Origin of the sequence: Meiothermus sp. (assembly GCF_025056915.1) — a bacterium.
GTDB lineage: Bacteria > Deinococcota > Deinococci > Deinococcales > Thermaceae > Meiothermus.
In genome coordinates, this window is sequence record NZ_JANWVH010000033.1 from 1 (window position 1) to 12,535 (window position 12,535).

At 63.4% G+C, this 12,535-nt stretch carries 11 protein-coding genes; 1 reads left to right on the forward strand and 10 read right to left on the reverse strand.

Going from position 1 to position 12,535, the window contains the following annotated elements; genetic code table 11:
* Positions 1-267: nucleotidyltransferase domain-containing protein (locus NZN28_RS07100; protein ID WP_295396614.1), on the forward strand; the 267-nt coding region annotated here is incomplete at its 5' end.
* Between the two features lie 246 nt (positions 268-513).
* Here NZN28_RS07100 and NZN28_RS07105 read toward each other — a convergent pair.
* The 10 genes from NZN28_RS07105 to fsa all read right to left on the reverse strand — a co-directional run bounded on the left by NZN28_RS07105 (position 514) and on the right by fsa (position 12,428).
* The gene (locus NZN28_RS07105) at positions 514-3,717 is read right to left on the reverse strand and encodes an AAA family ATPase (protein WP_295396616.1); all 3,204 of its coding nucleotides are present in this window, start codon (positions 3,715-3,717) and stop codon (positions 514-516) included.
* Positions 3,718-3,784: 67 nt separating this feature from the next.
* Complete coding sequence (locus tag NZN28_RS07110; RefSeq protein WP_295396619.1) at positions 3,785-4,318, reverse strand: GerMN domain-containing protein; 534 nt, start codon at positions 4,316-4,318, stop codon at positions 3,785-3,787.
* Positions 4,315-5,589 (reverse strand): N-acetylmuramoyl-L-alanine amidase, encoded by a 1,275-nt coding sequence (locus NZN28_RS07115; RefSeq protein ID WP_295396622.1) that lies wholly within the window; start codon positions 5,587-5,589, stop codon positions 4,315-4,317. Before NZN28_RS07115 ends, NZN28_RS07110 begins: the two co-directional genes overlap by 4 nt.
* Positions 5,590-5,751: 162 nt before the next feature.
* On the reverse strand, positions 5,752-6,183 hold the full coding sequence (gene smpB / locus NZN28_RS07120; RefSeq protein ID WP_295396624.1) for an SsrA-binding protein SmpB: 432 nt from the start codon (positions 6,181-6,183) through the stop codon (positions 5,752-5,754).
* A 163-nt stretch (positions 6,184-6,346) separates the two neighbouring features.
* Entirely contained in the window at positions 6,347-6,907 is a 561-nt protein-coding gene (gene pdxT / locus NZN28_RS07125) for a pyridoxal 5'-phosphate synthase glutaminase subunit PdxT (RefSeq protein ID WP_295396667.1), read from the reverse strand.
* Between the two features lie 147 nt (positions 6,908-7,054).
* Positions 7,055-7,411 carry a heme exporter protein CcmD gene (locus NZN28_RS07130; RefSeq protein WP_295396626.1) on the reverse strand — a complete coding sequence of 119 codons (357 nt, stop codon included), beginning with the start codon at positions 7,409-7,411 and terminating at the stop codon, positions 7,055-7,057.
* A 622-nt stretch (positions 7,412-8,033) separates the two neighbouring features.
* A complete protein-coding gene (gene pdxS / locus NZN28_RS07135; protein WP_295396628.1) occupies positions 8,034-8,915 on the reverse strand; it encodes a pyridoxal 5'-phosphate synthase lyase subunit PdxS in 882 nt (293 codons plus the stop codon).
* Positions 8,916-9,065: 150 nt separating this feature from the next.
* Positions 9,066-10,214 carry a peptidoglycan DD-metalloendopeptidase family protein gene (locus NZN28_RS07140; protein WP_295396670.1) on the reverse strand — a complete coding sequence of 383 codons (1,149 nt, stop codon included), beginning with the start codon at positions 10,212-10,214 and terminating at the stop codon, positions 9,066-9,068.
* 184 nt (positions 10,215-10,398) lie between these two features.
* Positions 10,399-11,676, reverse strand: coding sequence for a transcription termination factor Rho (rho, locus tag NZN28_RS07145; RefSeq protein WP_295396672.1), 1,278 nt, complete (start codon positions 11,674-11,676; stop codon positions 10,399-10,401).
* 101 nt (positions 11,677-11,777) lie between these two features.
* Positions 11,778-12,428, reverse strand: coding sequence for a fructose-6-phosphate aldolase (fsa, locus tag NZN28_RS07150; protein ID WP_295396630.1), 651 nt, complete (start codon positions 12,426-12,428; stop codon positions 11,778-11,780).
* Between the last annotated feature and the right edge of the window lie 107 nt (positions 12,429-12,535).

Consider the following 12,535-nt stretch of genomic DNA (forward strand, 5'->3'; position numbering starts at 1 on the left):
TACTTTGGCTCCTACGCCCGGGGCGAGCACGGCGTGGGCAGTGACCTCGATCTGGTGCTGCTCGTGGCGGCCTCGAGCCTTCCTCCCTGGCAGCGCACCCAGCACCTCCCACTGGAAGAGCTGCCCGTGCCCACCGAGGCATTGGTTTATACCCTGGACGAGTGGCGGGCCCTGGCCGAGCACAGCCCCCGCTTCGCCAGAACCTTGAAAAAGGAGGTTTGCTGGCTGGTTGGCGGTGAGGAAGCGGATCTGCCGTGCCCGAATTAAGAACACGTAGCCGGCCCTAAACCCCGCGCCTACCCGACGGACGTCCGCAACGGGGCCATGAATCCTGGCGCTGCCCTGCTGGGCTTGCGCCCCTGTGTTGGGTTTTATCTCAAGGGCGTGGCCGATTGCCTCTGGGCCCGGCGCATGTTTCCTGGTTTCCAGGCGGCAACTGTCCGGGCCTGGGCAGAGGCTAAAGACCACGCGCCCATCCTGCGCTTAGCGCCCAGAATCCGCTCAAGATAGCGTTTAAGCCAGGGCTTCCTCGCGCTTGATGCTGTAGACCCGGCTCAGGCCCTTTTCCGTGGTCACGCCATAGAGCGCATCGCAGGCTTCCATGGTGCGTTTCTGGTGGGTGACCAGGATGAACTGGGTCTGGCCCTTGAAGTGCTGCAAGAAGCGGCAGAAGCGCTGGATGTTGGCCTCGTCGAGGGGGGCGTCCACCTCGTCCAGCACCGCAATGGGCAGGCCGCTGGCGCTCTCCCCTATTTCCGATAGGGCGAACAAGAAGGCCAGGGCGCCCATGGTGCGCTCGCCCATGGAGAGCAGGTTGAGGTTTACGGTGCGCTTGCCGGCGGGTTTGAGTAGGAGTTCCAGGCCGTGTGGGGTGCGCTCGAGCTCCACCTGGGCGTCCAGCAGCGCACCGGCATAGTGGGCGAATTTCTCCTTGAACACCCCATAGACCTGCTGCATTCGCTCCCGGTATTCGGACTCCACCCGGTGCAGCTCGGCCTCGAGCTTGTGCACCACCGCCTCGGCTTCCTGCAAGGCTTGCTCGAGCTTCTGGATGTCCTCGGCCAGCAGGGCATACTCCTGCTCGGCCAGGTGGTTGATGGGGCCCAAGGCTTCCAGGGCGGCTTCGGTTTCCGAGAGCGTGCGGGCCAGGCTGCGCGAGGAGCCCTCCTCCACCGGCCCCGGCGGTAGCTCGGCCAGCTCTTGCTGGAGCGTCTCGATGGTGGCCTCGCGGCGGGCCTGGGTCAGGTGGAGGGCCTCGAGGTCGGTCAAGAGCTGATTGGTACGCCCTACAAGGCGGGTCTCCTCTTCGGCTAAAGCCCGGGTGCGCGTTCGGGCAGCCAGCAAGGCCCCTTCCAGCTCACGCAGGTTGAGGCTTTGCTGGGACTGCTCGAGCCCGGCCTTGCGGGCCTGGATTGCGGCCAGCTTCTGGCCTAGTTCGGCCTGCTCGCCGCGTAGTTGGTGCAGCCGGGCTTCCAGTTCGGCCTGTTCCTGCTGGGCCTGCTGGTAGCGCCCTAAGTCTTCCCGGTAGCGCCGCCAGAGTGCGGAGGCTTCGCGGGCCAGGGCCCACTGGGCATTCACCGCTTCGCGCTCTCTCTGTAGCTCTTGCAGGTTTTCGGGCCGGGGCGGGGTCACCGGCTCGGGAGCTTCCGGGGCCGGGTTCTCTTTGAGGCGGGCCAGGCTGGACTGCACCGCTTTCAACTCGGAGGCTAGCTCGGTCTGGCGGCGCTCCAGGGAGGGCAGCTCGAGGCCAGCCAGCTCGGCCCGCAGGTTTTGGGTCTGGGCTTGCAAAGCCGCAGCCTCGGCCCCCAGGCGCCGGGCTTCGGCCTCTACTTCCTGGTAGCGCCGTCGCAGCGTGAGCATATGCCCACCCCGCTGCACCCGCCCGCCGGTGATGGCCCCGTTGGCCTCCAGCAGCTCGCCCTCCAGGGTCACCAGGCGGGGATGATTGGGGTGGGCGCGCACCAGGGCCAGGGCTTGGTCCAAGTTCTCCATCACCAGGGTCTCGCCCAGCAGGGTGGGGAGGGCCTCGGGGCAGGCCGGTAGCTCCACCAGTTGGCGGGCCACCCCTACCACCCCAGGTTCCCGGCTCCAGTCGCGCTCCCGCTCCCGGTAGCGCAACAGGGTGCGTGGCAGAAAGGTGGCCCGGCCCCCGTGTCGCTTGAGGTACTGAACGGCTTCCTGGGCAGCCTGCTCGTGTTCGGTCAGCACCCACTGCATGCGCCCGCCCATGGCCACCTCGAGGGCCAGCTCGAGGCCCGCGGGCACCCGGAGCAGGTCTGCGACCACCCCCATCAGGCCGGGGATGCCCGCCTCGCGCACCCGCTTGGGGCCTTCGGCAAGGTCGGAGCCGGCGCGCAGCATGGCCTCGAGGCGGCGGGCCTCGGCCTCGGCGGCGCGGGCCTCGCTCTGGGCCTGGCCCTCCTGCCGAACCCACTTGTTCAGTTGATCCCTGAGCTCGGTTTGGCGGGCCTGGGCAGCCCTGAGCCGCTCCTGAAGCGCGTGGAGTTCGGCCTCGAGGCGAAGCCGGTCGGCCTCGAGGGCGGCCCGCTGGGCCTGGCCTTGCTCGTAGGCCAGCTTGCGGGCCTCATAGGTGGCCTGGGCTTGCAGGTAGCGCTCAAAAGTCTGCTGCTCGGCTCTGAGTCGGCGTTCCTCGGCCTGGATGGCCGTCTGGAGCGCTTGCAGGCGCTGCTGGTAGCCCTGGAGGGCCTCGGGGCTGGGCTCGGGTTGGTTGGGGGCCACCGGTTCGGGCAGCGCGCGCAGCCGGGTCTGGCGGGCCTCGGTCTCGCCCAGGTCCCGGGCCAGGCGGCGCAGAAGGGCCTCCAGATTGGCCCGTTCCTGCTCGGCCAGGCGCAGTTCACCGCTCAGGGCTTCCGCCTGCCGCAGGGCCTGGCTGTGGGCATTCTGGGCCGCTTCCAGAGCTTCCAGGGCCTGACTTTTTTCGCTTTCCAGTTCGCGCAGCCGTCGGCTGGCTGCGTTGCGTTCCTCCTCCAGCGCCCAGGCTTTTTGGCGGGCGGCCCTGGCTTCCTGGTCGGCCTCGCGGATGCGGGCGGCCAGTACGCTGCGGCGCAGCACCAGGCTGCGGGCAGCCAGGCTGGCGGCCTTGCGGGCGGCCTCGGCCTGCTGGGCTTTTTCGGCCACGGCGCTCTTGCGCTCGCCAAGCTCCTGGGCGCGGGTTTGCAGCTCGTGGGTGGCCGTCTCCAGGCGTTCGCGGGCGGCCAGGCTGGCCTGGGCCACGGCCCGCAGGCCCGCTGCTTCCTCCAGGTACGAAAGCAGCACTTCGGGCGCGGCCTGCAAAATTTGCCCCACCTCGCCCTGCCCCACAATGGCATAACCGGTGCGGGAAAGCCCGGTGCCCATCAGGGCTTGCTCGACCTGCCGCAGGGTGCTGCGGGCTCCGTTGAGCCGCACCTCGCCGCTGCCGTCGCGCTCGAGGCGGCGGGTCAGGTTGATCCGCCGACCACTGCCCGAAAGCTCCAGCCCGACCTCGGCAAACCCCAGCGGGGCCTTGCCGTCCGAGCCATGAAACAGGAGCGAAAGCGCCTCCTCGCCACGCAGCTCCCGGGCCCGGGCCCCCACCACCCAGCGCAACGCCTCCACCAGGTTGCTCTTGCCGGAACCGTTGGGCCCTACAATCCCGTAAATGCCGGGGCCAAACTCGAGGCTGGTACGCTCCCCAAACGATTTGAAACCTTGCAGGATTAGTCGCTCGATCTTCATCTGACGGATTATCGGTTGGTCAGGCTTCTGAACTTATGGATGATCGGCCCTTGGCCGTTGAATCCAGTCACTGGGACTGTCGTTTGAAGGGGTCTAGAAGGGAGAGGTGCCCCAGGCTTTCGACTTCCTTGCCCTCCAGCAAAAACTTGACCTGCTGCACCTCCTTGAACTCCAGCAGGGTATTGGTGATGCCGTAGATCAGGGCCAGCTCACCCGCCGTGCCGTAGTTGAGCCGACCGTAGGCTGCAGGAAAGTCAACCAGAGCCGTGCTGTCTCGCAAGAAAACTGTGGGGGCCGGTGTGCCTGCCGGAACCAGGGGTGCTGCGCCCGGCACCTGGGGCCCCCGCACCAGTTCGTCCATCACCCGGCCCAGCACATACTCACCCTCGGCAATCTGCACCGTGCGCTCCTCCACGAGAAGCCCATCCCCGGTATCTTTGGCAAAGTGCAGCTTGAGCACACGGGGTCCCTGGTTCTCCAAATCGGAGGGCAGGTTTAAGGACCTCGAGCCCACCTCGCCCTGCTGAGACCAGAGCGCCCAGCCACCCAGCAGCAGCACGGCCAGCCCCAGCAGGTTGGTCAGGCTAAATATTTGTTTCATGGCCGGTTTCCTCCGGGGGCGTTGGGGTTGGTGGGGGGTGTTGCTTCGGGCAGCCCCAGGTAAGAGAAAACAGCCCTGGCCAGCACTTCGGCCACCTGCTCGCGGCCCTGGGGGGTGCGAAGCTGCTCGAAGCCCACCTCCACAAGAATGGCCGCGCCGCCTGCCATCGAGAGCACATACATGGCATCCTGACTGGGGGTGGCCACCATCCCGGCGGCGGCAAAACCCTCCGCAACGGCCTGGGCAAACCGCGCCGCCGAGCCGGGCGCGGCTACGTAGCGCTCGAGCAGCGCTCGCTGGCTGGCAGGGGTGCGGGCCGAGAGTTCACGGCCTTTTTCCAGCAGGCGCAGGGTTTGTATTTCGGGATGGCTGTAAACCGTTATCCGATTGCCGGCAGCGGCATGCAGGCTGATAAATACCTGGGCCGAAGAGGCGTACTGGGCCCGGGCCAGCAGCGGCACGGCGCGGTCGGCGTTGCGGGTCAGGATGACCTCGAGCCTGCCCTGGAGCAGTTTTTGCAGGCGCTGGCTCACGCTCAAAACCAGGTCTTTCTCCTGCAGACCGCCCACCACCACCCCGCTGTCGGCCCCGCCATGGCCGGCATCGAGCACCACCCTGGGCAACCGGCTCTGAGCACCCCGCTCCACCATGACCTGCCGCGGCAGAAACAACAGGCGAGGGGGGTCGTTGCCCTGGGGCAGATATATTTCGGTGCCCCAGTCCTCCCGGCTGAAGCTGATGGCCGAATTTGGCGGCGCTTCCGGCACCTCGCGCACCCCAATCAGGGCCAGACGCGGGGGGTTGTTGGCCAGAAGCCGCACCTGCACATCGCGGTCAAAGCGCAGGATGTAGCGCTCGCTCGAGCCCACCACAGCCCGCTGCACCTCCAGTAGCCGCGCCGGGCGCAGGGCCAGCACGGGCGCGCCATAGTCGTTGCGGTAGTAGAGGTCCAGATTCCGGGCCAGCTCCCGCACCGGAACCCACAGGCCCCCCTGGTAGCGGTAGGCATTCAACAAACGGGCGGCATCTGCACCCTGGCTGCTGATGCCAAAAACCGCTACCCGGCTGCCCAGGCTCAGGTACACCTTGCCAGAGGCCTCGAGGTAGCCCAGCCCGAGGGCTTCGGCGATAAACCGGGCCGGCCCGAAGGCCACCGAGCCCCCGCCCGGATAAATGGCCTGGGTCTCCTGAAAACCCACCAGCAAACGGTTTTCGTACTGCGCCCAGCCCAGGCCGAGCCATATCAATCCAAGGAACAATAAGCGCCGCATCCCGAGTCCAGTCGCTACAGTTTTACTCGGCTCAGATTAGAAGCGCAAGTATTCGTGGGTAAAAGGCCAAACCCTGCCAGCGACCATCTCTGGGGGTCGGTGGTGGAGAGCCATGACCACCTCTGACCGCCCATGCTCCCCTTGTGCATTTGAAATGGGGCGCTACCAGCTTTCCAGTTCTCGCCGGAGGGCTTGCTTTTTGTCATCGGCTTTCTTTTGGTAATTCCGCTTGCCCCGTGCCAGGGCCAAGAGCAGCTTGGCTTTGCCGCGTTCGTTGAAGTAAATCTTCAGGGGCACCAGGGTCAGACCCTTCTGCTCGACCCGGGCCTGAAGTTTGTTGAGCTCGTGGCGATGCAGCAGGAGCTTGCGCAGGCGTCGGGGGTCGTGGTTGGTGTAGCCGCCCTTCTCGTAGGGCGCTATGTAGAGGTTTTCCAGAAACAGCTCGCCGTTTTGAAAGCGGGCAAAGGTGCCCGTAAAGTCAACCTGGCCGGCCCGGATTGCCTTGACCTCGGTGCCTTTTAGGGCCAGGCCGGCCTCGAGGGTCTCCAGGATTTCGTAATCGTGGCGGGCTTTGCGGTTCTCGAGTCCAGCCATAGAGCGCTTTATTCTACGACCTTTGCGGGATGCCCCCGTAGAGGACATCCGTCAAGTGCGCATGTTCCTGGCCAGGTGGCGGAATGGGCTTTATTTAGTGATATTATTCACGATAATCAAGCAAGTGAAAAAAATATTTGTTATCTTTTCCAAACATTGCCTCTTATGAATCAAGAACCACATCCAGGAACAGCTGGTGGATACGAGTATCCTGACTCAGCTCAGGGTGAAAGGTTCCGGCCATCATCTTCCCCGACCGCACAAGTACAATTTCATCCCGGTGCCTGGCCAGTACCTTCACCCCCTCCCCAACCCGAAGAATTCGCGGGGCCCGGATAAAAAAAGCATGAAAGGGTCTATCAAAGCCCTCCACATTTACGTCTTCCTCAAAGCTATCAACCTGCCGCCCATAGGCGTTACGCTGCACTGCGATGTCTAAACTGCCCAGCCGGGGCTGGTCTGGGTGCTCAGGAATCTCCCTGGCCAGCCAGATAGCGCCTGCACAGGTTCCCCAAACGGCCAGCGTACCTTCTTCAAGCCTTTGACGCACCGCACTCTCGAGGCCATACTCCCGCGCCAACATCCCAATCGTGGTTGACTCCCCACCCGGAACAATCAACCCGGCCAGACCCTCCAGGTCCCTGGGAAGGCGCACCTCTACGGGCTCGACTCCCAAATTTTTTAGCATCTGCTTGTGTTCACGAAAATCACCCTGAATCGCCATCACGCCGATTTTCACATCCCCAATCCTATAGCAAGCCAGAAAATCCGCAATAGAAGGGAAAAGTCCAGGCCTATCTGGCGTTGGGTGAAGCCGCAACCTGAGGCCGCTGGACTGCGATTAAAGCGGCCCTACCTGAGCGCTGCAGGGTCAGGCTGGAAATGTGATGAGGCTCAGGGTCGGGCCATGACGACTCTCCTCACCTTCGGCCTTGAGAAGCTGCTTCTCGTGCTCTTCGCCCAGCGCTTTCAATAGCCGCTCGCGTGAAACAAACTGGCCTCCCAGCATGTAATAAAAGCCTTGCTGGCCCAGAACCACCACGTAGCGCACGCCCGAGTGGTTGCGTACAAAGGTGTTGTGCTTTAGGGCGAAGCGGTGCATTCTCTCCAGCGCACGAAGCTCCTGTTCCTGCCGACGACGCTTGAGAAGCGGCATCAGCCAGGCTAAGGCCAGCACGATGAGAGCCGTAACAGCAAAGAAAACCATGCCAAAGGTTTCCGCTTGCATATCGTTACAATCATACACAAATAAGTTACGTTTTCTGTAACGTAGCCATAATCTAAACCGGGTACAAGCGCCCCCTTTGAAGGGCTTGAAAAACCAATCCAGAACGCACCTTCTACGGTATAGCCCGGCTCGAGCGCTCGTCAAATGTTTTGAGCCATTTGACTGGATCGGTGGCTGCGTTGGGGATGAAAACGCATTAGACCATCTGCGGGAGCAGAGAAGCAGGAAGCGGGGCCGGGGTTGGAGACCCACCACCCGCCTCCGACCACCTACACCCCTCATTACACCGCCGTAGAGATACCCCTCCACGTCCACAGAAACGTGATGGCCCTCGAGCCCCTTCCTACCGCGTATAAAGGTCGGTCAAGACCCCCACCTTCTTCTTGCATGAAGGGCCAGTTAAGCCAGCCCACCAAGCCCCCCCCAACGAGCTAGGAGAGGGGCAGAGCGAGTCCAGGCGAGGGTTGACTCGATTTGCTCACCTTGCGGGTGGGGTTGTACGTGCTTTTACGCAACAGAGGGCTGAGGGTTCCTTGAATGTCGCTTGTACACCTGAAGTTGGCGCTAGGCCCGACCCGCAGGCCGTTCCGGACATTCGAGCAAGTGCTGCGACTTTCGGAAACTACCAGCCGCGCTTGGCGAGCTTTTCCTCTTCGCTCAGGAAGTCCAGGTTGATACCGACCATGGCCTCTCCCAGGTCTTCGGACACCTCGGCCAGAACGTCTGGATTGTTGTAGTGGGTTACCGCTCGCACAATGGCCCTGGCCCGTTTGCGCGGGTCGCCCGACTTGAAGATGCCGGAGCCCACAAACACCCCGTCCATGCCCAGTTGCATCATCAAAGCGGCATCGGCGGGGGTCGCCACCCCTCCGGCGGCAAAGTTAACCACCGGCAGCCGGCCATTTTCGTGAACCCAAAGCACCAGCTCATAAGGAGCGCCGTGGTTCTTGGCATACGTCATGAGTTCTTCGCGGGGCAGGGCCTGAATCTGCCGAATCGCGCCAAGCACGTTTCGGGCATGGCGCACAGCCTCGACCACATTGCCGGTGCCGGCCTCGCCCTTGGTGCGAATCATGGCCGCGCCTTCCCCGATGCGCCTCAAGGCCTCGCCGATATCGGTCGCCCCGCACACGAAGGGTACCGTAAAGGCGTGCTTGTCAATGTGGAAGGACTCATCCGCCGGAGTCAAAACCTCGGATTCGTCAATAAAGTCCACCCCAAGGGCCTGGAGAATCTGGGCTTCCACAATGTGCCCGATGCGGCACTTGGCCATCACCGGAATCGAGACCGCCGACATGATCTCCTTGATCAGCTTTGGGTCGGACATGCGGGCCACCCCACCCTGGGCGCGTATGTCGGCAGGCACGCGCTCGAGGGCCATCACAGCGACTGCCCCCGCCTCCTGCGCGATTTCAGCTTGCTGGGCGTTGACCACGTCCATGATCACGCCGCCTTTGAACATCTCAGCGAATCCGGTTTTGACCCGCACGGTTCCTTTTTCCATACCTTCCTCCGGCTCCGTAGCATAAGGCTTTTACGCCCAGCCTCCTAGAGCATGATTCACAAACAAGGGGGCTTTTGGGGTCTAAGGCATCCGACCCATGCGACATACACATGGACGCACGGGCAATCCGAAGAAGCGGCCCGGGTCAATTCAGGGTAGATAGGCCAACGGATTGCGGGCTGCACCCCCCACCCGCACTTCAAAGTGGAGGTGTGGGCCGGTGCTCCAGCCGGTCGAGCCCACGTAACCGATCAGGTCTCCTCTGGCCACCCACTGGCCCGGTCGCACCGCAATGCGCGACATGTGGCCGTAGAGGGTCTCCTGGGCGCCGCCGTGATCCAGAATCACGTGCAATCCATAACCAAAGCGACTCCAGCCAGCGGTATCTACCAGGCCCGCCCGGGCCGCATAGATGGGCGTTCCGGTGGGCGCTGCCAGGTCAATACCGGTGTGAAAACGCTGGAACACCCCGCGACGGCCAAAGTAGGTGGTGATGGTAAAACTTGACATCGGCCAGCGATAACCGGCGGCAGCCACCACCGCGTTGGCCCGGCGAAGCCGTGGCTGGCTCTGAACCTGCTGCTGCTGGCGAAGACGGGCCTGCTCCAGGCGCCGTTGCTCTTCCTGCTGTTTGCGGCGGGCCTCCTCGCGCTGGCGGCGCTCTTCGGCCAGGCGGCGCTCTTCTTCTTCGCGGGCTTTGCGCTCGGCTTCGCGGATTTGCAGCAGGCGGTCGTAGGTGGTCTTGGCCTGCACACCCGGCAGCAGCACCAGATCTCCGGGCTGGAGATCGGTGGGCGAGTTGAGGGCGTTGGCCTTGGCTACCTCGGTCACCGAAAGTCCAAATCGGCTGGCCAGATCCTGGATGGTCTCGCCCTGCTTCAAGCGCACCAGCAGGCCCGGTTCCCCGGTGGGGATGTAAAGCGTAGAGCCGACCTCGAGGCGATCCAGGCTGGGCAGGCCGGGGTTGGCCGAGACCAGCCCCAGCACGGTCAGGTCGAAGCGGTTGGCCACCGACTGTACCGTATCGCCGCGCCGCACAATGTAGGTGCGAACCCCCGGCGGCAGGCGCGATTCGTCGTGGGTCTCTTCGACCAGGGGGATGCGAAGCACCTGGCCGGGGCGCAGAGAAACGCCCTCGAGGCCGCTGCTGTACATGATGGCCCGGGCATCCACCCGGTAGCGGCTCGCAATCTGGCTTAGGGTATCGCCGGGCTGAACGGTGTACAAGACCCAGCCCTTGCGGGCCGGAGAATCCACCGCTATTTCGGTTCCTGGCAGGTTAGCCTGGGCCAGTCCCATCGGTAAACCGAGTACGCCCGTCGCCAGCACACTGCTCAAGAGTTCGCTTATGGACAAAGTCAACCTCCAACGCTGCACGTTACTGCCAAGGAGCTGCCCGAAAACGACTCCTTCTGGAACCTCGGGGATATGGGCGCCCAACCCCAAACACCCCAGATTCCCCCAACTTCCGCAGGGAGTATACCTATTTTCCCCCCAAAGTTGCAAGGAATTCCTTGTTGGTCTTGGTACGGGATAGTCGTCCCAGCAACATTTCCATGGCTTCGGCAGGGTCCATGTCGGCCAGAACCTTGCGCAAGAGCCACATTTTCTGGATGACATCCTCGCCCAGCAGCAGCTCCTCGCGACGGGTTCCGGACTTGAGAATGTCAATGGCCGGGAAGATGCGGCGCTCCTCGAGGCGGCGGGAGAGGTGCAACTCCATGTTGCCGGTGCCCTTGAACTCCTCGAAGATCACATCGTCCATGCGGCTGCCGGTCTCGACCAAGGCGGTGGCCAGGATGGTCAGCGAGCCGCCCCCCCGGATGTTGCGGGCCGCCCCCAAAAAGCGCTTGGGGAAGTGCAGCGCAGCCGAGTCCAGCCCCCCCGAAAGGGTGCGCCCGGTCGGCGGCGTGACCAGGTTGTTGGCCCGGGCCAGGCGGGTGATGGAGTCGAGCAAAATGAGCACATGGCCGCCTTCCTCCACGATGCGGCGGCTGCGCTCGTGCACAAACTCCGCCACCCGGATGTGGTTCTGCGGGGGCTCGTCGAAGGTCGAGGCGATCACATCGGCCCCCTCGACCGACTCGCGGAAATCGGTGACCTCCTCGGGGCGCTCGTCAATGAGGAGCACAATCACCTTGATGTCGGGCTCGTTGCGCAAGACCGCTCGAGCTACCTTCTTCAGCAGCGTGGTTTTACCGGCCTTGGGCGGCGCCACAATCAAACCCCGCTGACCCCGTCCGATGGGGGCCAGGAGGTCAATGACCCGGTTGGAGGACTCCTCGCCGGTGGTCTCGAGGATGATTTGTCGGTCGGGAAACTGCGGAATCAGGTCGTCGAACTTGGGGCGTTTGGCGGCGGCCTCAGGGTCCAGGTTGTTGACCGCCTCCACCTTCATGAGGGTGCCGTAGCGCTCGTTTTCACGGGCCGGACGGGCTTTACCTACCACATAGTCGCCCGTGCGTAGCTGGTACTGCTTGATCAGGCCCGCCGAAACAATCACCGAGCGCGAGTCCATGGTGTAGAGGCTTTCCTGGAGGAAACCATAGCCATCCTGGCTGATCTCCAGATAGCCCTTGGCAATGGCCAGACCCTCTTCGCTGGCCTCTTGCGAGAGGAGGAGCATCACCAGCTCATCTTTGGAAAGCTTTTTGTAGTTGGGAATACCGGCTTCGGCGGCCAGCAGGTGCAACTCGGGCAGGATGCGGCTCGAGAGCTCCTGATAGCTGAGCGGTACGTTGGTCTCGACCTTGCGGCGAATCTTCTTGCCGGTACGGGTCACGGTGACCTGGGCTTCGGCGTTGGGGTCGGCTGCGCTTGATTTTGGCATTGCTCCATCTCCAGTTCGTGAGGGTTGGTGGGCTAGACCTTGGTGCTGGCCTTGGCCCAGTCTTCCAGGAAAGCCTTCAGGCCGTGGTCGGTGAGGGGGTGCTTGATGAGTTGCTGAAACACCTTGGCCGGCATGGTGGCGATGTGAGCACCCAGCAGGGCCGCCTGGGTCACGTGGCGGGGGTGGCGAATCGAAGCGGCCAGAATGCGGGTACCCAGGTTTTGCACCTGAAACAGTTCAGCAATCTCGCGAATCAAGTCCATACCTTCCCACGAGATATCGTCTATGCGGCCCAGAAAAGGCGAGACGCACCAGGCGCCGGCCTTGGCACACAAGAGGGCCTGGTTGGCCGAAAAGACCAGGGTCATGTTGACCCGGATGCCCTCGCCCGCGAGGGTCTTGCAGGCTTTGAGGCCGTCAACCGTGGTCGGCAGCTTGACCACCACGTGCTCGCTCAAGGCCGCCAGCCGCCGGCCCTCAGCCACCATATCGGCGGCGGCGGTGGAGACCACTTCCGCCGAAACCGGGCCCTGCACAATCTGGCATATTTCCTTGATGGTCGGCTCCAAGGGACGGCCCGACCGGGCCACCAGCGAAGGGTTGGTGGTTACACCGGCCAGCACGCCCCAGGACGCGATTTCCTTGATTTCGCTTATTTCGGCAGTATCCAGGTACAGGTCCATACCGTATTCTCTCCTTCCCGCGTCTGACCACATTTGTGCGGATTTCCAGGCGAGTATATCGCTGGGCTGGGATGAGAAGCAAGAGATGGATTGTTGACGCGGGGATA

Excerpts from the sequence above, each read along its gene's own strand:
- NZN28_RS07105 (WP_295396616.1), bottom strand. The coding sequence starts at position 3,717 with ATGAAGATCGAGCGACTAATCCTGCAAGGTTTCAAATCGTTTGGGGAG.
- NZN28_RS07110 (WP_295396619.1), bottom strand. The coding sequence starts at position 4,318 with ATGAAACAAATATTTAGCCTGACCAACCTGCTGGGGCTGGCCGTGCTG.
- smpB (WP_295396624.1), bottom strand. The coding sequence starts at position 6,183 with ATGGCTGGACTCGAGAACCGCAAAGCCCGCCACGATTACGAAATCCTG.
- pdxT (WP_295396667.1), bottom strand. The coding sequence starts at position 6,907 with ATGGCGATTCAGGGTGATTTTCGTGAACACAAGCAGATGCTAAAAAAT.
- NZN28_RS07140 (WP_295396670.1), bottom strand. The coding sequence starts at position 10,214 with ATGGGACTGGCCCAGGCTAACCTGCCAGGAACCGAAATAGCGGTGGAT.
- NZN28_RS07115 (WP_295396622.1), bottom strand. The coding sequence starts at position 5,589 with ATGCGGCGCTTATTGTTCCTTGGATTGATATGGCTCGGCCTGGGCTGG.
- fsa (WP_295396630.1), bottom strand. The coding sequence starts at position 12,428 with ATGGACCTGTACCTGGATACTGCCGAAATAAGCGAAATCAAGGAAATC.
- NZN28_RS07130 (WP_295396626.1), bottom strand. The coding sequence starts at position 7,411 with ATGCAAGCGGAAACCTTTGGCATGGTTTTCTTTGCTGTTACGGCTCTC.
- pdxS (WP_295396628.1), bottom strand. The coding sequence starts at position 8,915 with ATGGAAAAAGGAACCGTGCGGGTCAAAACCGGATTCGCTGAGATGTTC.